The organism is Streptomyces sp. NPDC002867, from assembly GCF_053591895.1.
The window spans coordinates 18,022-38,603 of the sequence record NZ_JBSFUR010000054.1 but is presented as its reverse complement, the minus strand read 5'-3'; the positions used below and the strand labels follow the sequence as shown (position 1 = coordinate 38,603).

The following is a 20,582-nucleotide window of genomic DNA, read 5'->3' as shown; positions in this document are numbered from 1 at the left end:
GACGGTCGGCGGGAAACGGGTGGCGGCGTCGAGGGCGATGGCCTTGTTGAAGGCGATGTAGCGGCCTCGACGGTGTGGGGTGGCGGCGGCGACCGGACCCCCGAAGGGGGCGTCCGGCGGGCCCGCGCGGTACCGGGACCGACGCGTCGCCCACCGGGCGCTGCAGGCTCCGCCTGCACGGGCGGCGGGTGCGCCGATCCGCCGGACGCCTGACGGCCGCGGGCTACCGGGAGTTGGGCACGCCTTGCCACTGCCACGGACCCTGTCCGAAGAGGGCGCCTGTCGCATCGGCCAGGTCGTCCCGCCGCCAACCGCGACACACAGCCACGCCGCCCCGCGTCGCGCACCGACCTGACACGCCGTCACAGCCCCGCGCGCCACCGGCAATCGGGCACGCCCTGCAACCGCTCCGGACCCATGTCCGAAGAGGGCGCCTGTCGCATCGGCCAGGTCGTCCCGCCGCCAACCGCCACACACAGCCACGCCGCCCCGCGTCGCGCACCGACCTGACACACCGCCACGGGCCCGCGCGCCACCGGCAATCGGGCACGCCTTGCAATCGCCACCGGACCCGTGCCCCGAAGGGTGCACCCGTCGCATCGGCCCGGTCCCACGTCCGCCGACCGCGACACACAGCCACGCCGCCCCGCCCGGTCGCGCACTCACCTGACACACCGCCACGGGCCCGCGCGCCACCGGCAATCGGGCACGCCTTGCCACTGCCACGGACCCTGTCCGAAGAGGGCGCCTGTCGCATCGGCCAGGTCGTCCCGCCGCCAACCGCCACACACAGCCACGCCGCCCCGCGTCGCGCACCGACCTGACACACCGCCACGGGCCCGCGCGCCACCGGCAATCGGGCACGCCTTGCAATCGCCACCGGACCCGTGCCCCGAAGGGTGCACCCGTCGCATCGGCCCGGTCCCACGTCCGCCGACCGTGACACGCCGCCCCCGCCGGATCGCCCGGTCGTGCACCCACCTGACCCACCCACACCGGTCCGAGCACCACACGGCAGCGCTCTCCGGCCTGATCCGCCTGCACGGGCCCCGAGGGGCGTCCGGCCGCGGGACCGGGTTGACCCCGGCGGCGGTCCTCAGTCCTTGGGGAACTGCCGGTGCCGCAGCGAATCGCTCCTGTCCTTGCCCGGGGGCGTGTCCGGCGCGTTGGCGGCCGGCGGGCGGGACTGCTTCGGTCCTCTGCCGCCGGAACCGGGTCCGGTGTCCGACTCGGCCAACAGCTCGGCGCAGTACGCCGCGACGGCCTGCGGGCCGCCCGCGGCCTCCTCCAGTCGCTCCCGCATCGCGCCCGCCACTGCGGCGTCGTTGCGCCGCTTCGCCTTGTCGTACGCGCGGCAGTGCGCCTCCTCGTCCTTCGCCGTCGGCGGGCGCTCGCCCCACGGCGCGGCGGATGTCTCCGCCGAGGGCGGCGCGGACTCCTCGCCAACGGTGTCCGGGGTCGGCTCCCCGTCGGACGAGGCGCCGGGCACGGGGCTGGGCCGCTGCGCCGGCGGGTCGCTGAAGGGCGCCGGGATCGCGCCGGCCGCCATCGCCACTCCCCCGAACATCACACCGACGACGAGCGCGCCGATGCCCACCTTCAGCCCTCGTGTGCGGATACGCGGCAGGGGTGCGGGGCGCCAGTCGTCCTCGGGCCGGGTGGGCAGCGAGAGGGCGCCTTCGGCGCGCGCGGCGCGGAACGCCGCGAGCGCGCGTTCGGCGGGCTCCGGCTCGACGGGCGCCGGACGCGCGGCGGCGGCCAGCACCTCGTCGAGCGCCGGGGTGGTGGGCTGCCGCTCGGGCCCGGGGCCCGTCGCGTCTCCAGATCGGTTTGCGGTCATCTCGCCCCTCCCAGCGCACAGGGGTCCGAATCTGTCACGCGCCCCTTCGGCCGGAGTGAGGCGAGGTGCTTCTCCAGTCGCTTCAGGCCGCGGTGGGTGGCGGAGCGGACCGCGCCGGGCCGCTTGCCGAGCACACGGGCGGCGGTCGGCCCGTCCAGTCCGATGACCGTCTGGAGCAGTACGGCCTCGGCCTGCTGGGGCGGAAGCCGGGCGATGAGCGCTAGTGCCTCCTGGGTCGAGACGGTCTCGAACGCCTCTTCCGCCGTGTCCTGACGAGCCGGCATCTCGGCGAGGTCGTTCTCGAGGAACGTGCCGCGCGGACGGCTCCTGATGCGGCGCAGGTGGTCGATGGCCCGGTTGCGCGCGATGCTCGCCGTCCAGGCCCGGAAGCCGGCCCCGTCTCCGCGGAAGCGCCCGATGTCACGGGCGATTTCGAGCCAGGCTTCTGAGGCCACGTCCTCCGCGTCGTCGCCGACGAGTCCGCGCAGGAACCCGAGGAGTGGGGGATGGACGATCCGGTAGGCCCGGGAGAAGGCTGCCTCGTCACCCTGCTGTGCTCTCGCGACCGTGTCACCGAGCTCCGTGTCGTGCGCCTGCGCACGTCGGTCGCCCCGCTCCTTGCCCACTCGTTCCTCTTCGTCATTGCGGTCACGTCATGCCCATGACCATGACCCGCGCGTGTCCCCCCACACACAACTCAGCGCCAGGACTCACAGAAACGTCACACCTGACAGGAGCGGGGCGGCACGGACCACGGCGCCGCGCACCCCCCGGACGGTGCTACGCCACCGACCCGATCCGGCCCGCCACGGCGTCGGGTCCGTCGTGGTGGATCGGCGTGTGCGCGCCGGTCAGCGAGACACCGCTGCCGCCGCGTCGGTTCGCCACGATCTCCGCGCCGATGGACAGCGCCGTCTCCTCCGGTGTGCGCGCGCCGAGGTCGAGGCCGATCGGGGAACGCAGGCGAGCGAGTTCCAGCTCGGTGACGCCGACCTCCCGCAGCCGCCTGTTGCGGTCCTCGTGGGTGCGGCGCGAGCCCATGGCCCCGACGTACGCGACAGGCATCCGCAGCGCCCGTTCCAGGAGCGGGACGTCGAACTTGGCGTCGTGGGTCAGGACGCACAGGACGGTGCGGCCGTCCACCTCGGTGGACTCCAGGTAGCGGTGCGGCCAGTCGACGACGATCTCGTCCGCGTCCGGGAAGCGGGTCCTCGTGGCGAAGACGGGCCGCGCGTCGCAGACGGTGACGTGGTATCCGAGGAACTTGCCCACCCGCACGAGCGCGGAGGCGAAGTCGATGGCGCCGAAGACGATCATGCGGGGCGCGGGCACGCTCGACTCGACGAGCAGGGTCAGCGGCCGGCCGCAGCGCGAGCCGTCCTCGCCGATGACGACGGTCCCGGTGCGGCCGGCGTCCAGCATGGCCGCGGCCTCGGCGCCCGCCGTGCGGTCCAGCTCCGGGTGGCCGCCGAGCGATCCCTCGCAGCTGCCGTCGGGGCGCACCAGGAGGGCGCGGCCCGCCAGTTCCGCGGGACCGTCGGTGATCCGCGCGACTGCCGCTGCCTCCCCTCGGGCGGCGGTGGCCAGCGCGGTCGCGAACACCTCCCTGCCGGGAGCGTCCGCGGGTACGGGGGTGACGAGGACGTCGATGACGCCGCCGCAGGTCAGGCCCACGGCGAACGCGTCCTCGTCACTGTATCCGAAGCGTTCCAGGACGCTTTCGCCGTCCTGGAGCGCCTGGGTGCACAGGTCGTACACCGCGCCCTCCACACAGCCTCCGGAGACCGAGCCGATCGCCGTGCCCTCGCTGTCGACGGCGAGCGCGGCGCCCGGCTGGCGGGGTGCGCTGCCCCCGACGGCGACGACGGTGGCGACGGCGAACGAACGGCCCTGCTCGACCCACCGGTTCAGCTCTTCGGCGATGTCCAGCATGTCGGTCTCCTCGGGATGAAGGTGTGCGGAGGGGCGGCGGAGGTGTTACTTGATTCCCAGCCAGCCCTCGATCGGATTCAGGGCGAAGTAGGCGAGGAACACGGCGGACAGGACCCACATCAGCCAGCCGACGTCGCGCGCCCGGCCCTGGACCGCCTTGATCAGGACGTGGGCGATGACACCGGCGGCGATGCCTGCGGTGATGGAGTAGGTGAACGGCATCAGCACCGTGGTCAGGAAGACCGGGATGGAGGTGGCCGAGTCGTTCCAGTCGATGTGCTTGGCGTTGGTCATCATCATCGAGCCGATGACGACCAGCGCGGCCGCGGCGACCTGAGTCGGGATGAGCTGGGCCAGCGGGGTGAAGAAGAGGCAGAGCGTGAACGCGAGACCGGTGACGACGCTGGCCAGGCCGGTGCGCGCGCCGTCGCCGACGCCGGCGGTGGACTCGACGAAGACGGTCTGGCCGGAGGCGCCCGCGAGGCCGCCGATCGCACCGCCCGCGCCGTCGATGGCGAGGGCCTTGTTGAGGCCGGGCATCTTGCCCTTGTCGTCGGCGAGGTCGGCCTGCTGGCCGATGCCGATGATGGTGCCCATGGCGTCGAAGAATCCGGCCAGCACCAGGGTGAAGACGATGACGCCGACGGTGATGCCGCCGACGTCGGCCATGCCGTCGAAGGAGACGGCGCCGAACAGGCCGAAGTCGGGGGTCGAGACGATCGATCCGGTGATCTCGGGCGCGTTCAGACCGCCCCAGGCGGCCTTGTCGAGACCGGCGAACTGGTGGACGCCGGCGGCGAAGACCGTGCCGCCGACGATGCCGATGAGGATCGCACCGGGGACCTTGCGCACCTGGAGCAGGAAGATCAGCAGGACGGTGACGGAGAAGCAGAGCACCGGCCAGCCGGTGAGCATGTCGTGCGTGCCGAGCTGGATCGGCTTGGCGCCGGCGATGCCGCCCTCACCGGGCATGGAGGTGACGAATCCGGCCTGGACGAGGCCGATGAGACAGACGAACAGGCCGATACCCATGGTGATGGCGTGCTTCAGCGCCAGAGGGATCGCGTTCATGATCAGTTCCCGCAGGCCGGTGACGACGAGCAGGACGATCACGGCGCCGTAGATGACGCACATGCCCATAGCGTTGCCCCAGGACATCTCGGGGGCGACCTGGAATGCCATCACGGCGGAGACACTGAGTCCGGCGGCGAGGGCCAGCGGCACGTTGCCGATGAGGCCCATCACGATGGTGGTGGCGGCCGCGGCGAAGACGGTCGCGGTGGTCACCTGATCACCGTCGAGCTTCGCGCCGGTCGCATCGGGCACCGACAGGATCACCGGATTCAGCAGGACGATGTACGCCATCGCCATGAAGGTGGTGATGCCGCCGCGCACCTCCTGCGCGATGGTCGACCCTCTCTGGGTTATGTGGAAGTAACGGTCGAGCCAGGACCGGCCGGCGGGCTGGCGCGTACCTGCGCCGGCGTCCTCCGCCGTGGTCCTCGGCTCAGTGGACTGCTGGGTCATGGTGCCTACTCCCAAGGTTCACAGGGGCACCCGTCGGAAGGATTTCCGTGGCGGGATTTGGGAAGGTGCTTCGGCTGCACGACCCGGGGGACGGCCCGAGACGAACCTGCTCTGCGGGTACTTCTCGTACTGCGGGGGTGGTGCTGTGGCCGCGAGCGGTGCGGCACTCGGGTTCTCCGGGCGGCACGGGCAGTGCGGAAGTGACGTTCCTTTGGAGGCATGGCACGCACCGCCCGGAGAAGTGGAGGGGATCTGTCAGGTGCCGGTGAGGTGCTCGGGGCGCACCGGCGTCCTGTTCAGTTCGAGACCCGTCGCGTTCCGGATCGCCGCGAGGACGGCCGGGGTGGACGACAGGGTCGGGGCCTCGCCGATGCCGCGCAGCCCGTAGGGGGCGTGGTCGTCGGCGAGTTCGAGCACGTCGACCGGGATGGTCGGCGTGTCGAGGATGGTGGGGATCAGGTAGTCCGTGAAGGAGGGGTTCCTGACCTTCGCGGTCTTCGGGTCGACGATGATCTCCTCCATGACCGCGACGCCCAGGCCCTGGGTGGTGCCACCCTGGATCTGGCCGACGACGGACAGCGGGTTGAGGGCCTTGCCGACGTCCTGGGCGCAGGCGAGCTCGATGACCTTGACCAGGCCGAGCTCGGTGTCCACCTCGACGACCGCGCGGTGCGCGGCGAACGAGTACTGCACGTGGCCGTTGCCCTGGCCGGTGCGCAGGTCGAACGCCTCCGTGGGGCGGTGGCGCCACTCGGCCTCGATCTCGACGGCCTCGTCCTCCAGCACGTCCACCAGGTCGGCGAGGACCTCACCGCCGTCGGTGACGACCTTGCCGCCCTCCAGCAGCAGTTCGGCGGTGGCCCAGGCCGGGTGGTAGCTGCCGAACTTGCGGCGCCCGATCTCCAGGACCTTCTCGCGGACCAGCTCGCAGGAGTTCTTCACCGCGCCGCCGGTGACGTACGTCTGGCGGGAGGCGGAGGTGGAACCGGCCGAGCCGACCTGCGTGTCGGCGGGGTTGATGGTCACCTGGGTGACGCCCAGCTCCGTGCGGGCGATCTGGGCGTGGACGGTGACACCGCCCTGGCCGACCTCCGCCATCGCGGTGTGCACGGTGGCGACGGCCTCGCCGCCCACGACCTCCATGCGCACCTTGGCGGTGGAGTAGTCGTCGAAGCCCTCGGAGAAGCCGACGTTCTTGATGCCGACCGCGTAGCCGACGCCCCGGACGACGCCCTCACCGTGCGTGGTGTTGGACAGGCCGCCGGGCAGCGCGCGGACGTCGGCGCCCTCGGTGGTCTCCCACTGGCGCTCGGGCGGCAGCGGGCGGGCCTTGACCCGGCGCAGCAGTTCGGCGACCGGGGCCGGCGAGTCGACCGCCTGCCCGGTCGGCAGCAGGGTGCCCTGCTCCATGGCGTTGAGCTGCCGGAACGCGACGGGGTCCATGTCGAGGGCCTTGGCCAGCTTGTCCATCTGCGCCTCGTAGGCGAAGCACGCCTGGACCGCGCCGAAGCCGCGCATGGCGCCGCAGGGCGGGTTGTTGGTGTAGAGGGCGATGGCCTCGATGTCGACGTCGTCGATGACGTACGGGCCCACCGAGAGGGAGGAGGCGTTGCCGACGACGGCCGGGGAGGCGGAGGCGTAGGCGCCGCCGTCCAGCACGATCCGGCACTTCATGTGCGTGATCTTGCCGTCGCGGGTGGCACCGTGCTCGTACCAGAGCTTCGCCGGGTGGCGGTGGACGTGCCCGAAGAAGGACTCGAACCGGTTGTAGACGATCTTGACCGGCTTGCCGGTGCGCAGCGCCAGCAGGCAGGCGTGGATCTGCATCGACAGGTCCTCGCGGCCGCCGAAGGCGCCGCCGACGCCGGACAGCGTCATGCGGACCTTCTCCTCGGGCAGGCCGAGGACGGGGGCGATCTGGCGCAGGTCGGAGTGGAGCCACTGCGTGGCCACGTACAGGTCGACTCCGCCGTCCTCGGCGGGCACGGCGAGCCCCGACTCGGGCCCGAGGAACGCCTGGTCCTGCATGCCGAAGACGTACTCGCCGGAGACGATCACGTCCGCCTTCCTGGCGGCCTCGTCGGCGTTGCCGCGGACGATCGGCTGGCGGTGCACGATGTTGGGGTGCGGGACGTGACCGGCGTGGTGGTCGTCCCGGCCCGGGTGCAGCAGCGGTGCGTCGGGGGCGGTCGCGGAGGCCTCGTCCGTGACGACGGGCAGCTCCTTGTACTCGACCTTGATCTTGGCGGCGGCGCGGCGCGCGGTCTCCGGGTGGTCGGCGGCGACCAGGGCCACGGGTTCGCCGTGGTGGCGTACGACGCCGTTGGCGAGGACCGGGGTGTCCTGGATCTCCAGGCCGTAGTTCTTCACCTCGGTGGGCAGGTCGTCGTAGGTGAGGACCGCGTAGACGCCGGCCTGGGCCAGGGCCTCGGAGGTGTCGATGGAGACGATCTCGGCGTGCGCGACGGTGGAGCGCAGGATCTGGCCCCAGAGCATGTCCTCGTGCCACATGTCCGAGGAGTACGCGAACTCGCCGGTGACCTTGAGCGTGCCGTCGGGGCGGAGCGTGGACTCGCCGATGCCGCCCTTGGTCCGGGAGCCCTGGGTGACCTTGGTGGGAGTGCCCGCCGGGACGGTGGTGACTCGGGTGTTCTGCGTCATCGTCAGACCGTCGCTTCCTGGTTTCCTCGACGCTCCTGACGAGCGGCCGCGAGGCGGACGGCGTCGAGGATCTTCTCGTATCCGGTGCAGCGGCAGAGGTTGCCGGACAGTGCCTCGCGGATGTCCTCGTCGGTGGGCGACGGGTTGCGCTCCAGCATCTCGTCGGCGGCGACCAGCAGGCCCGGGGTGCAGAAGCCGCACTGGACGGCGCCGGCGTCGATGAAGGCCTGCTGGATCGGGGAGAGCTCGGCGCCCTCGCCGGTCTGCGAGTCCGTGGCCCCGTCACGAGGCGCAGCGGACCTCCCCCAGACCTCGTCCGGGGGTGCCCCCAGCTGGGCGTCCTGGAGGGAGGTACCGCAGGCTCCTGCGGCGCAGCCGCCGTGCTCCTCGCGCTGCTTGGCGTAGTCGGCGAGGCCCTCGACGGTGACGACCTCGCGGCCCTCGACCTGGCCGGCGGCGACGAGGCAGGAACAGACGGGGACGCCGTCGAGTCTCACGGTGCAGGAGCCGCATTCGCCCTGCTCACAGGCGTTCTTGGAGCCCGGCAGGCCCAGACGTTCGCGCAGGACGTAGAGCAGGCTCTCGCCCTCCCAGACGTCGTCCGCCTCCTGGCGGCGTCCGTTGACGGTGAAGTTGACGCGCATGCTTATGCAGCTCCTTCAAGCGTGCGGGCGGTGCCGCGGTACTGCTCCCAGGTCCAGCCGAGCGTGCGGCGGGCCATGATGCCCACCGCGTGACGGCGGTACTTGGCGGTGCCGCGCACGTCGTCGATGGGGTTGCAGGCGCCGGAGGCGAGCTCCGCGAACTGCTTGGCGATCGAGGGGGTGATGATGTTCCCGCTCTCCCAGAATCCGCCTTCTTCGAGCGCGGCGTTCAGGAAGTCCTCCGCGGCCTGGGCACGCACCGGCGTGGGGGCGGCGGAGCCGATGCCGGTGCGCACGGTGCGCGTCTCGGGGTGCAGGGCGAGGCCGAAGGCGCAGACCGCGATCACCATCGCGTTGCGGGTGCCGACCTTGGAGTACTGCTGGGGCCCGTCGGCCTTCTTGATGTGCACGGCGCGGATGAGCTCGTCGGGGGCCAGCGCGTTGCGCTTGACGCCCGTGTAGAACTCGTCGATCGGGATCAGGCGGGAGCCACGCACCGACTCGACCTCGACCTCGGCGCCCGCGGCGAGCAGCGCCGGGTGTGCGTCGCCGGCCGGGGACGCGGTGCCGAGGTTGCCGCCGACCCCTCCGCGGTTGCGGATCTGCGGGGAGGCGACCGTGTGGGAGGCGAGCGCGAGGCCCGGCAGCTCGGCCCGCAGATGCTCCATGATCTTGGTGTACGGAACGGAGGCACCCAGCCGGACGCTCTCTCCCCCGACCTCCCACTCGGTCAGTTCGCCGATGCGGTTCAGATCCAGGAGGTACTCCGGCCGACGGTGGTCGAAGTTGATCTCGACCATCACATCGGTGCCACCCGCGATGGGGACAGCGGTCGGGTGCTCGGCCTTGGCGGCGAGCGCCTCCTCCCAGCTGGCGGGGCGAAGGAAGTCCATGAGTGGCTCTCTTCTTCTTATCTCGGGTCGTCGTCGCAACGGGCCCGGGACGGCCGGCCCTCGACTGGATGTTCATGTGGTGTTCACGCGATGTGGTCCAGTACACAAGGCGCGATCCGAGCGGTGCAGTCACCGAAACCATGAAGGAGTTGGCTGGTCGCCTCTCTCGTCTTGTAGATTCGAACGAAAGGCGGAGATCAGCAACCTCACCGTTTCCCCCCGGAAACCGTGGCCAAAGGATCTCTGGCCGGAACGTGCAACAACGAGACAGATCGGTGGCGACGAGATGCGGCTGCGCGCACTGCTGGAGACCGACGCGCTGGGGCTGCGGCTGCTCGGCGGCGAGGATGAGCTCGACCGCGGCGTGCGGGGCGTGATGACCACCGACCTCCGGGACCCGAGCCGGTACCTGTCGGGCGGCGAACTGGTGCTGACCGGCCTCGCCTGGCGGCGCAGCGCCGAGGACTCGGAACCGTTCGTCCGCATCCTCGCGAGCGCTCAGGTCGCGGGGCTCGCGGCGGGCGAGGCGGAGCTCGGCGACATTCCCGACGATCTGGTGGAGGCGTGTTCGCGCCACCGGCTGCCGTTGTTCGCCGTGAACGAATCCGTTGCATTCGCGACGATCACCGAGTACGTCGTGCGGCAGGTCTCCGGGGAGCGCGCCGGGGACCTCGCCGCAGTCGTCGACAGACACAGGAGGCTGATGACCTCCGGTCCGGCGGGCGGCGGCCCGGACGCGGTGCTGGACCTCCTCGGCTCCGACCTGGACCTGCGGGCCTGGGTCCTCTCCCCCACCGGGCGGCAGATCGCGGGCGTCGGCGAGGGGCTCACCGCGCAGACCGGCGCGGCCCTGGCCGGCGAGCACCTGGCGGCGGTACGGGCCGGCCGGCGAGCGCCGCACCGGGCGGTGGTCGCGGGCGTGACCTACTCACTCTTCCCGATCCGTAACACCGGCCGGGGGGCCGTGGCCGCGTCGCGGGACGTCCGCGAGAGCGTTCTGTCGGACTGGCTGCTGGCCGTCGAGGCCGACGCCGGGGACTGGCCCGCGGCCCGTCTCGACCTGCTGCAGGGCGTCACCCAGCTGATCGCCGTCGAACGCGACCGGCGGGAGGCGGCCCGCACGGTGCGGCGCCGTCTCGCCCAGGAGGTGCTGGAGCTGGTCCAGACGGGAGCCGCGCCCGCGGAGATCGCCGCACGGCTACGGGTGGCCGCGCCGGTGCTGCTGCCGGGTCTCGGGACCGCGCCGCATTGGCAGGTCGTCGTGGCCAGGGTGGACTGGGGCGCGGAGTCGGGCATCGAGGCGGGCCCGGTCGCGCAGTCGCTGCTGGAGGAGATCCTGGTCGACCCGACGGCCGCCGGAGCGGACTCGGCGGACCGGATCGCCGTGGCGCACACCGGTGACGAGGCCATCGCGCTGGTGCCGCTGCCGGCGGTGAGCCCCCTCGGCCCGGAGGAGGACGCCACGCCTGCCTCGGACGCCGGTCTGCACGCCGACACCCTGCTGGAGTCCGTACGCGCCCCGCTGTCGGCCGGTCTCGACGGCGACGGCCGGCTCACGCTGGGCGTCAGCGCGGCCGTGCACTCGGCGGAGGGTCTGCGCGGCGCGCTGGAGGAGGCCCGCCACGCCCGCCGCGTGGCGGCAGCGCGCCCCGGCCGGGTGTGCGCGGCGGGCCACCACGAGCTGGCCTCGCACGTACTGCTGCTGCCGTTCGTGCCGGACGACGTGCGCCGTGCGTTCACGGCCCGCCTGCTGGACCCGCTGCGGGACTACGACCGCCGCCACCGCGCGGAGCTCATCCCCACGCTGGAGGCGTTCCTGGACTGCGACGGCTCCTGGACCCGCTGCGCGACGCGCCTGCATCTCCACGTGAACACGCTGCGGTACCGCGTGGGCAGGATCGAACAGCTGACGGGCCGCGACCTGTCACGCCTGGAGGACAAGCTGGACTTCTTCCTGGCCCTGCGCATGAGCTGACGGGTCGCGTCACGGCGGGCGGGTGGCGCCGCCCGCCCGCCGTGACGCGACCCGCGCCCGCGCCTTCCCGCCGTCCGCGATGTGCGGCTTCCTCCTGTCTCCTCACGCCGCCCGCCGCCCGCCGCGCGCCTGCCGATCCGCCTCCGCTCACCGGCGGGCCGCCGGTGCTCGGGTGCTCGGCCTGCACGACCGGGTCGGCGGGTTCTTGCTCGCCGCTGCCGCCCGGTCTCCGCCGCGGTCGGTCGAGATTCGTTCACCCGTGATGCGCTCACCCCCGTGCCACCACTCGCGCGAACGCGCCCCCCTCCCCCGTGAGTTCCTCCCACGTGCCGGTCTGCACCACCCTCCCCGCCTCCAGCACCGCGATCCGGTCCGCGCGGCGGATCGTCGACGGGCGGTGGGCGATCAGCAGCGTCGTACGGGACGGCGCGCCGTCCCGCAGGGCGGCCGAGAGCGCCGCGTCGGCCTCCGTGTCGAGGTTCGCCGTCGTCTCGTCGAGAACGAGCACCCGTGGGTGAGTCAGCAGGGCGCGGGCCAGGGCGATACGGGCACGCTGGCCGCCCGAGAGGGTGGTGCCGCGCTCGCCGACGGGCGTGTCGTAGCCGTCGGCGATGCGGTCGACCCCGGTGCGGCGGGCGACGGCGGCCAGTTCGTCGTCCGTCGCCGCCGGCGCGGCGAGGCGGAGGTTGTCCGCCAGCGTGCCGTGGAACAGCGGCGCGTCCTGGCCGACGACGGCCACCGCGCGGCGCAGATCGGTCTCCGCCACGTCCCGCAGGTCGAGCGGCGGCCCGGCGGCCGGGAGGAGTTCCACCGCCCCGGCCGCCGGGTCCCAGAACCGCGCCACCAGGTGCGCGCACGTGGACTTGCCGGCGCCCGAGACGCCGACGAGGGCGAGCGTCTCTCCGGGCCGGACCGTCAGGTCCACGCCGTCGAGCACGGCCCGGCCACCGTAGTCGAAGCGGACGCCCCGCAGCCGGAGGCCGAGCGGACCCTCGGGCACCGGCCGGGGCGCCGCGGGCGCCGGGGCGCCTGCCGGTGCCCGCACGGCGGCGCCCACCCGGGCCGCCGCCGCCCGCAGCCCGCCCGCCTGCCCGAGTGCGGCGGCCGAGTCGGCGACGGGCGCGAGCACACCCAGCGCGAGTGCCATCGCGGCGGGCGCCCACGCGCCGGAGACGGTGTGCGCCGCCGCCAGGACGACGCCGACGACGGCCACGACCACGAGGAGGTCGCGTACGGCCGAGGCGTCCGCCTCCCAGGCCTGCTCGGCGCGTTGGGCGTCGCCGAGCCGGCGGCCGTGGGCGCGGAGACGTTCGCGCCGGGTGTCCAGCGCGCCGAACGCCAGCAGCTCGCGCAGCCCGTCGACCGTCTCGACGGTCTCCGCGGACAGGTCGGCGGCGGCGGCCCGGGTACGGGCGCCGCGCGCCGCGCGGCCGCGGGACTCCAGCAGCGGCGCGAGGACGAGGAGCGCCGCGACGGGCAGCACGGCGGTCAGCAGCCAGGGGTCGAGCAGCGCGAGGGCCGCCGTGCCGCCGCCGAACACCACGCCCGATGCCGCCAGTTGGGCCACGGCGTGCGCGTAGAAGAACTCCAGCGCCTCCACGTCCCCGAGTGCCGCGGACGCCAGGTCCCCGCTGCGCCGCCCTCCGACGCGCGCGGGCGCGCTGCGGGCGAGGCCGTCGAAGACACGGATGCGCATTTCCGCGAGGACGCGGTAGGCGAGGTCGTGCGAGAGGTCCATCTCGCGCCAGGTGGCGAGCGCCCGGGCCGTGACGAGCAGCAGCAGGGCGGCCACCGTGCCGGGCCCGGGGGCCTGCCGTTCGACGACGGCGGTGCCCACGGTGTGCGCGGTGAGCGTGACCAGGGCGACGAGCGCCGCCTGGTCGGCGAGGGCCGCGCCGAACGTGCGGACGGTCGTGGCCCGGTGGGCGCCAAGCACCGGCAACAGGGCGCGCAGCGCGCCGCGTTCGGGATTCATGCGGCCTCTCCTTCGGTGGTGCGTCCGGCGGCGACGAGACGCGCGTACACGCCCTCGCCGCCCAGCAGACCGGCGTGGTCGCCGACGGCGTCCACCCGGCCGCCGTCCAGGACGACGATGCGGTCGGCGTGGCGCACCGAGTCGAGCCGGTGCGCCACGACCAGGCAGGTGCGGCCGCGGGCGGCCCGCAGCAGCTCCCGTACGATGCGGGCCTCGCGGCGCTCGTCGACGGCGCTGGTGGCCTCGTCGAGCACGAGCACGGGCGCATCGGCGAGCAAGGCCCGTGCCAGGGCGAGCCGTTGACGCTGACCGCCGGACAGGGTGGCACCGCGTTCGCCGACCTGGGTGTCGTAGCCGTCGGGCAGCCGGACGATCTCGTCGTGGATCCCTGCCGCCCGGGCCGCGTCCCGCAGCGCGGTGTCGCTCGCGTCGGGGGCGCCCAGCCGCAGGTTCTCGGCGACGGAGGCGTGGAAGAGGTACGTCTCCTGGGAGACGACCGCGACACCGCGGCGCAGCGAGTCGAGCGTGTACGCGGCGGCGTCGGCGCCGTCGACGAGGACCCGGCCCCGGTCCGGGTCGGCGCGCCGGAGCAGCAGCGCGAGCAGCGTGGACTTGCCCGCGCCTGACGGACCGACGACCGCGGTGATCCGGCCGGCCGGGGCGGTGAAGGAGACGCCCCGGAGCGCCGGCCGGCCGCCTCCCGGATGGGTGAAGTGCACGTCCTCGAAACGCACTTCGGGTGCCGCCTGCCACGCGGCGACGCTCCGCCCCTCGTCGGGGACCCCGCCTTCCGCGGTGCGCAGGTCGGCGATGCCGTCGGCGGCCGACACCCCGAGGTACCCCGAGTGCCACTCCCTGGACAGGTCCCTGACCGGCCGGAAGCACTCGGACGCCAGCATCAGCACCAGGTACGTACCGGCGGGTGCCGCCTGCCCGGAGACGGCCGCCGTGCACGCCACGAGTGCCGCGGCGACCGTGCCGCCCTGCACGGCGAGGTCGGTGATGCCGGTGTCGACGAGCGAGACCCGGAGCTTGGCGACCGTGGCCCGGTGCAGGGCCGCGGAACGCTCCTCCAGCCGCGCCCTGGTACGCCCGACCGCGCCCGCCGCCCGTAGCGCGGGCATGCCCTGCAGCGCCTCCAGGTAGTCGGCGGACAGGGCCTCGTACGCGCCCCAGTGCTGTTGCCCGCGCCGCTCCAGCAGCTTGTCCCACCAGCGCGGGGCGAACAGCGCGAGCACCAGCGCCGGGGCGAGGGCGACGACGGCCCACGGTTCGGCGGCGGCGACGGCGATCAGGAGCAGCGGCGGCACGGCGCAGGTGATCAGCAGCTGGGGCAGGTAGCGCGAGACGTATGCGTCGACGCCCTCGACGCCGTCGACGAGCGTGGCGCGTACGGCTCCGGCGCGGGCGCCGGCCTGTTGCGGGGGGCCGGTCCGGCCGAGACGTACGAGGAGTTCGTCGCGCAGGCCGGTGCGTACCGCCGCCCCGGCGCCCACGGCGGTACGGCGCTGCGCGCGGACGAGCCCGGCACGCACGAGTACGACGGCGATCACCGCGCCCAGCAGAAGCGGAAGCCCACCGGTGTCGCCGCGGGCGATACGGGCGAGGGCGAGCGCGAGCAGCACGGCCTGCGCGAGGTGGGTCGCCGCGACGGCCGCAAGCAGGGCGGTGGCCGCGAGCAGGGGGCGGCGTGCGATACGGGCGGCGCGCAGCAGCTCCGGGTGGAGCATCATGACGGTTCGTCTCCTTCTGTCGTACGGCCGAGGGCGAGCCCGTGCACCACCCAGTCCCGGCCGGGCGGCCCGCCGAGCGCGGCCCCGAGGTCGGCGCCCTGCCAGGAGCCGACGGGCCGCGAGTGCAGCCCGAGGGAGGTGGCCACGGCCTGGGCGTGCCCGATGCCGTACCCGGCGGCGAGATGGTCACGCCGCACCTGCGCGGGCGTGGCGTCGGACGGGCAGCCGTGCGCGAGGAGCACGGCACCCGCGCGGGCGATCCAGCCCTGGCCGGCGGCCCAGTGGGCGAGGGTCGGCAGCACGTCGCCGGAGGCGAGGCGGCGGAGCCGGAGGGGCGGCGGTTCCCCGGCGGCGGTGGCCGGCTCGGGCAGGGGGACGCCCCCGGGCTCTGCGGCCCCGCCGCGACCGGCCACGGGCCGGTGCCCCGAGGCGGCGCGGTCCCCCGAGGCGGCGCGGCCGGTCCCGGCCGCCGTGTCGTGGCCGGGCTCGGCGCCGTACGCCGCCGAGCCCGCGCCCTCGGCGACAGCAGGATCCGGCGCCGCAGCGCCCTGGGGCGCGGCGTGTGCGCACCCGGTCCCGGCGGGACGCGCGGCGCCGGGCGCGCCGGACGCACACGCGCCCGTCAGCAGGCCGGGGCGGGGGCCGGCGACCGCCATGCTCCAGTGCAGTCCCTCCGGGGACGCCGCCTCCGCCGCCGCCAGGACGCGCGCCAGGGCCGTCCGCGACGGCAGGCCGGTGAGGCCCGGGGGAGCACTGCGCCGGGAGAGCAGCATGGCGTCCGGCAGGGACGGTCCGCGGGCCACCCGCCAGGTACCGGACCCGTCACCGGACGCGGCGAGTTCGCCGAGGACGCCCACGGCGGTGCGCAGGACCTCGGGCCCGTCCGACGGCGGTAGCTGTCCGCCGCTTCCGCGAGCGGCCCAGCGGGTGAGCGCGTCCGCGGCAAGGACGGGCGTCAACTGCACGGCGACGAAGGCGCGTTGCGCGCCGGACGCCGCCGACAGCAGTCGGCCGTCCGCGTCGAGGCACACCCCGGGCGCGCCTGCCAGGGCGAGCGCGGCCGCCGCGTGCCCCGCGTCGAGCAGCACCAACGGCCATGCGCGGTGGCCGTAGTGCGACACCGTACGGCGGGCGGTCACGCCCAGGACGGCGACGGCGCCCGCCGGTGCCGGCTTCGGCGCCGAACCGTGCCGGTGCAGACGGTGGTGCACCGGGTCGTGGACGTAGACGCCCGGCGGCAGCCCGCAGCCGGCCCCGAGCAGCAGGTACGTGTCGACGGGGTGCAGGCCGCCGGCCGAGGGCGCCGGCCGCAGCCTGCCGCCCGCGAGCGACAGCCGCAGCAAGCGGTCGAGACCGGACGGGACGGGCAGCGGCTCGCCCGGCAGCGTCACCGTCGCCGGCCCCGCAGGAAAGTCCGGGCCGGGGGCCTGCGTGGACCTGGCGAGGGCCAGCGCACCGGGGACGGAGAGCACCATCACGGCCTCACATGTGCGGGGGCGGTGCGAGGGTGAAGTCGCCCGGCCCGGCGGGTGCTTCCTCGCGCCAGCCGCGTTCCAGCGCGGCCTGCGCGAAGCGCGGGGCGCCGAAGTAGCCGAAGGCGGCGGGCGCGTTGGGGACGAGGCCGGAGACGAGCACGCGGGCCACCCGCAGCGGCGTCTGTGCGACGTCCTCCGTGGTCAGGTCCAGCGTGATGACCCGGTGGCCGCCCGCCGCGAGGCACTCGTCCAGTGCGGCCCGGCTGCCCGCCGCCACAGCGTCGACGGGTACGACACCGAGCGCCGGCCGGGTGAACCGGGCGGCGAGCGGCGCCATCCGCGGATCGAGCCACACCTGCACATGCGCGCCGAGGTCCCGTACGGCCGCGAAGTCGGTCCCGCAGTCGTCGAGGTAGCGGCGGTTGGCCCGGTGGTCGAGGTAGAGCCCGCGGGCAAGCATCCCGGCCTCGACGGCGCGGAAGACCCATCCGTCCGCATCGGTGGCGCCCTGGGTGAAGACCCAGGTGTGGACCGCCTCCAGGACGGCCTTGCGGGCCGCTTCCGCGGGTTCGTAGCGGCAGGCGAAGCCGGCGGCGTGGATGCCGCGTGCCCGGTCGTGCACGAGCGCGGCCATGCAGGGCGCGAACTCGGAGGGCATCTCCACGATCGACACCTCGAGATCGCAGCCGGCGAGGTCGTGGGTGAGGCCGGGCACGGAGGCGGGGTCGATGCCGCGGGTGGGGCCGTCGAGGTGCCACCACAGTTCGAGCGCGTCGCGTTCGACGACTTCGAGGAGGCCGCGTTCGACGGCGTCGTCGAAGCCCTGGCCGGTCGCGATGCCCGCGTAGTTGAGGTGGTGCGTGCGGGGCAGCTGCTTCCACTCGCCCTGCCGCCAGTTGAGGTGGGTCAGTGCTACGGGCGCCCACACCTCCTCGCCGTTCTCCCGGGCCCGGGTCCACAGGGCGGGCGTGTCCTCCGTGAGGGGGCGGTAGGCGAACCGGGGGCGGGCGTACTGCCAGTCGGCGTAGGCCGGGAGGTCACCGGGGCCGTAGAGCGTGCGGCCCTCGGCGAGGAGTTCGGCTGCCGTGGCCCGGCGGGGGGCGTCCCGGTGCCCGGGCGGGGGCAGCCGGTTGCCGCAGTAGCGCTCGACGGCCTCGGCGACGGCGGCGATCCGCGCGCCGGCCGGGTCGCCGAACGTGGTGCCGAGCGACACCCGGTCGGCGGGCCATGCGCCGAAGCGGCGGGCGTCGGAGACGTCGGCGGTCACGGCGGTGTAGCGGGGCGGGGCGCCGGTGGGATGCGGCACGGCCTCGACTCCGCGTATCAGCCCGCAGACGGGGTCGACGAGCGCCTCGGGGGAGAGCGGGCTGCTGGTCACGTGCATGTCTCCTCTACGGGGTCCACGGGGTGGCGGCGGCCGTCGGCGACAGGGAGCAGCAGCGTGCTGCCCGTCGTCCGCACGGTGCGCCGGGAGGCGGTCAGCCGGTTGGCGTGCACGGGGTCCTCGCCGGTGTGCGGGTTGCGGGCGTGCGCGGGGAAGTGGTGGCCTGCGATCTCGACGCGCAGCCGGGTCCCGGCCGGCAGCCGGCGGGCCAGCGGGCCGAGCGGGACGGGGAATCGGGCGTCGGCACCCGGGGGGTCGGCGCGCCGGACGACGCCGACCGCGAGGGGGTCCGCGCGGCCGTCGGGGTCGAGCGCGACGACGCGTACGGCCCAGTCGGCGCTGGGGGTGTCGGCGGTGGCGCGCAGCTGCACCCCGGCGCTGCCGAGGAGGTCGAGCGGGCGGGGCAGGGGCGGGGTGACGAGGACCGCGCGGTCGGCCGGCACGCCGGTGTCGATGCCCAACTCGTCACTGCGAACGGGGCGGTGGGGGTCGGCGGTGAAGTGCTCGCCGTGCAGGAGCCGCAGCCCGGCCGGGGAGCCGAAGTCCCGGGCGGAGGGGCGCGAGGGGGTGTCGGCGGCGTACCAGTGCTCGCTGCCGCCGAGGGCGATCGCGCCGTGCCGTCCCGGTCTCAGCGTGCCGTCGAGCGCGGCGCGCGCCCAGCGGACGTAGAGCTCGCCGAGCGCGATCGCGTGTCCGGGCCGCGCCTCGGGGCCGGGCTCGGCGGTGAGCCCGTGTCCCCACGGCCCGAGGAGGAGCCGTGCGGTTCCGCTCCAGTGCTGCCACAGCCGTACTGCGTCGCCGAGGAACGGGTCCCTGGACCCGCCGACGACGAGCAGCGGCACGCGGAGCCCGGGCGCGGCAGCGTCCGGCGCGTCGAACACCGCCTCCCACAGTGCTCCCCACGACGGCAGGTCCCGGCCGAGGCGGGACGGGAGCGTGGCCGGAGGGAGGTGTTCCAGCAAGCGGGGGTCGGACGCGAGGGCCTTGGCGAGGGCCTGCTCGTCCGAGTCGGGGCGGTCGCCGTGCGCGGCCCACCAGCCGGCGCGGGCCGACAGGCGCTCGACGCCGCCGGCTTCGCGCGCCGTCTCGGCGAGGCCGAGCGCGGGGACCGCGGCGATCACGGCGTCCGGGCGGCCGGCCGGGTCGTCCCCGCGTGCCGCGGCCAGTGCGCAGTGAGCCGCGTACGAGGCGCCGGCCGCGACGATCCGGCCGTCGGACCACGCCTCGTCCCGGATCCGCCGCAGCGTGGCGGCGCCGTCGGCGGCCTCGTCGCGGTACGGGTGCCATTGGCCCCCGGAGGCGTACCGGCCGCGGACGTCCTGGACCACGGCGGCGAAGCCGCGCGCCGCCCAGCCGCGGGCCTCGGCACGGTGGCGCCGGCGGTCGTAGGGAGTGCGCAGTACGACGGCGGGGAACGGCCCGTCGCCGTCGGGCAGTTGGATGTCGGTGACGAGCCGGGCACCGGGGACGGCGATCTGGGTCGTTCTCATCGGGTGACGGGGGCGACGTCGGGCACCGGCAGGACCGGGTGCGCCGTGACGGCGAGGTCCCGCAGGTCGACGCGGCGCAGCAGGCGCCGGCTGCCGTCGGCGCCCGCGGCCCAGGCGACGAGGTCGGCGGTGAACAGGGCGGCGGTCAGCGCGGCCGACGCCGCGCTGTGCGCGGGCCCGTTGTCGGTGGTGCACGAACCGGCCCAGTACGCGGCGAGTTCGCGGTGAGCGGGCGTCGCGGCGAGCCGCCGCAGCCGGATGTGCGCGGAGGTCACGTCGCCGGGGCCTACGGCGAGCGGTTCGAGCCAGGCGGTCGCGCCTTCGCGGTGGCAGCGCAGCCAGGCGACGCCTCGGGCGGGCAGCCGGTCGGCGTCGTCCCAGAGGCCGGACGGCACCGGCGCGTCGAGGCACCAGACGACGGCGGTGCCGGGCCCCTCGACGGCCGGCAGTTCGCCGGGCCGCGCCGCACGCGCCTCGCCGCCTTCGGCGCGTACGAGACCGGTGAGCGCGCCGGTCAGGGGCTCGTCGCCGAGGACGAGGACCGTGCGCCCGGCCAGGCGGGGGGAGGAACCGCCGGGCCGGGCGAGGTAACCGGCCTGCTCGAAGGCGTCGGTGAGGCCCTCGAGCGCCGGGCTGTCGCCCGTGGTCCCCGTCAGGTGGGCCACCAGCGCGGCGGGGTCCGCGGTGCCCGTGTCGACGCGGAGGAACTCCCCGTCGGGGGTGCGCACCGCGAGGCCCTGTCCGGGGACGGTGACGAGTGCGACGCCGGGGGCGAGCCGTGCGGTGGCCACGTGGTCTCCTGAGTGTTTCGGTGGACGGGTCGGGCCCGCCCGGAATCGCGCTCCGGGCGGGCCCGATACGGGACTTACTTGTCGCTGTCGGCCTCGACGGCGTCGTCGAAGGGGTTCTCGACGAGCGCGTTGGAGTGGGTGGCGGACAGGTGGGCGAGCTGGCCCTGCTCGGCGATCGGGCTGAACACCTTGTGCTGCTCCATGATCTGAACTCCGTTCGGTTCGACGGTCGGATCCGTGTCACCGGTCTCCCGGCGGCACA

15 protein-coding genes are annotated in these 20,582 nt (G+C 74.6%); 1 reads left to right on the top strand and 14 read right to left on the bottom strand.

Annotation, left to right across the window (positions count from 1 at the left end; all coding sequences use genetic code 11):
* Positions 1-1,096 precede the first annotated feature (1,096 nt).
* From ACWD0A_RS30695 to ACWD0A_RS30665, 7 genes are all read right to left on the bottom strand, one after another.
* Positions 1,097-1,840 carry a hypothetical protein gene (locus tag ACWD0A_RS30695; protein ID WP_451303395.1) on the bottom strand — a complete coding sequence of 248 codons (744 nt, stop codon included), beginning with the start codon at positions 1,838-1,840 and terminating at the stop codon, positions 1,097-1,099.
* Positions 1,837-2,466, bottom strand: coding sequence for an RNA polymerase sigma factor (locus ACWD0A_RS30690; protein ID WP_451303393.1), 630 nt, complete (start codon positions 2,464-2,466; stop codon positions 1,837-1,839). The genes ACWD0A_RS30695 and ACWD0A_RS30690 overlap by 4 nt, the downstream gene beginning before the upstream one ends.
* A gap of 154 nt (positions 2,467-2,620) precedes the next feature.
* A complete protein-coding gene (locus tag ACWD0A_RS30685; RefSeq protein ID WP_451303391.1) occupies positions 2,621-3,772 on the bottom strand; it encodes an XdhC family protein in 1,152 nt (383 codons plus the stop codon).
* A gap of 45 nt (positions 3,773-3,817) precedes the next feature.
* Positions 3,818-5,299, bottom strand: coding sequence for an NCS2 family permease (locus ACWD0A_RS30680; protein ID WP_451303389.1), 1,482 nt, complete (start codon positions 5,297-5,299; stop codon positions 3,818-3,820).
* Positions 5,300-5,554: 255 nt separating this feature from the next.
* Complete coding sequence (locus ACWD0A_RS30675) at positions 5,555-7,960, bottom strand: xanthine dehydrogenase family protein molybdopterin-binding subunit (protein ID WP_451303387.1); 2,406 nt, start codon at positions 7,958-7,960, stop codon at positions 5,555-5,557.
* Between the two features lie 2 nt (positions 7,961-7,962).
* Complete coding sequence (locus ACWD0A_RS30670) at positions 7,963-8,604, bottom strand: (2Fe-2S)-binding protein (protein WP_451303385.1); 642 nt, start codon at positions 8,602-8,604, stop codon at positions 7,963-7,965.
* Positions 8,605-8,606: 2 nt separating this feature from the next.
* Entirely contained in the window at positions 8,607-9,497 is an 891-nt protein-coding gene (locus tag ACWD0A_RS30665; RefSeq protein ID WP_451303383.1) for an FAD binding domain-containing protein, read from the bottom strand.
* A 286-nt stretch (positions 9,498-9,783) separates the two neighbouring features.
* Between ACWD0A_RS30665 and ACWD0A_RS30660 the strand changes: the two genes are divergently transcribed.
* Positions 9,784-11,472 carry a PucR family transcriptional regulator gene (locus ACWD0A_RS30660; RefSeq protein WP_451303381.1) on the top strand — a complete coding sequence of 563 codons (1,689 nt, stop codon included), beginning with the start codon at positions 9,784-9,786 and terminating at the stop codon, positions 11,470-11,472.
* Between the two features lie 268 nt (positions 11,473-11,740).
* Here the strand turns inward: ACWD0A_RS30660 and ACWD0A_RS30655 are convergent, their stop codons facing one another.
* The 7 genes from ACWD0A_RS30655 to amiA form a co-directional block, all read right to left on the bottom strand.
* On the bottom strand, positions 11,741-13,447 hold the full coding sequence (locus ACWD0A_RS30655; RefSeq protein ID WP_451303379.1) for an ABC transporter ATP-binding protein: 1,707 nt from the start codon (positions 13,445-13,447) through the stop codon (positions 11,741-11,743).
* On the bottom strand, positions 13,444-15,180 hold the full coding sequence (locus ACWD0A_RS30650) for an ABC transporter ATP-binding protein/permease (protein WP_451303377.1): 1,737 nt from the start codon (positions 15,178-15,180) through the stop codon (positions 13,444-13,446). Before ACWD0A_RS30650 ends, ACWD0A_RS30655 begins: the two co-directional genes overlap by 4 nt.
* Positions 15,177-16,655 carry a nitroreductase family protein gene (locus ACWD0A_RS30645; protein WP_451303375.1) on the bottom strand — a complete coding sequence of 493 codons (1,479 nt, stop codon included), beginning with the start codon at positions 16,653-16,655 and terminating at the stop codon, positions 15,177-15,179. The genes ACWD0A_RS30650 and ACWD0A_RS30645 overlap by 4 nt, the downstream gene beginning before the upstream one ends.
* Before the next feature lie 7 nt (positions 16,656-16,662).
* Complete coding sequence (locus tag ACWD0A_RS30640; RefSeq protein ID WP_451303373.1) at positions 16,663-18,039, bottom strand: YcaO-like family protein; 1,377 nt, start codon at positions 18,037-18,039, stop codon at positions 16,663-16,665.
* Complete coding sequence (locus tag ACWD0A_RS30635) at positions 18,030-19,529, bottom strand: CocE/NonD family hydrolase (RefSeq protein WP_451303371.1); 1,500 nt, start codon at positions 19,527-19,529, stop codon at positions 18,030-18,032. The genes ACWD0A_RS30640 and ACWD0A_RS30635 overlap by 10 nt, the downstream gene beginning before the upstream one ends.
* Positions 19,526-20,320, bottom strand: coding sequence for a hypothetical protein (locus tag ACWD0A_RS30630; RefSeq protein WP_451303369.1), 795 nt, complete (start codon positions 20,318-20,320; stop codon positions 19,526-19,528). The genes ACWD0A_RS30635 and ACWD0A_RS30630 overlap by 4 nt, the downstream gene beginning before the upstream one ends.
* A 74-nt stretch (positions 20,321-20,394) precedes the next feature.
* Positions 20,395-20,523 (bottom strand): streptamidine family RiPP, encoded by a 129-nt coding sequence (gene amiA / locus ACWD0A_RS30625; protein ID WP_256355984.1) that lies wholly within the window; start codon positions 20,521-20,523, stop codon positions 20,395-20,397.
* Positions 20,524-20,582: the final 59 nt, after the last annotated feature.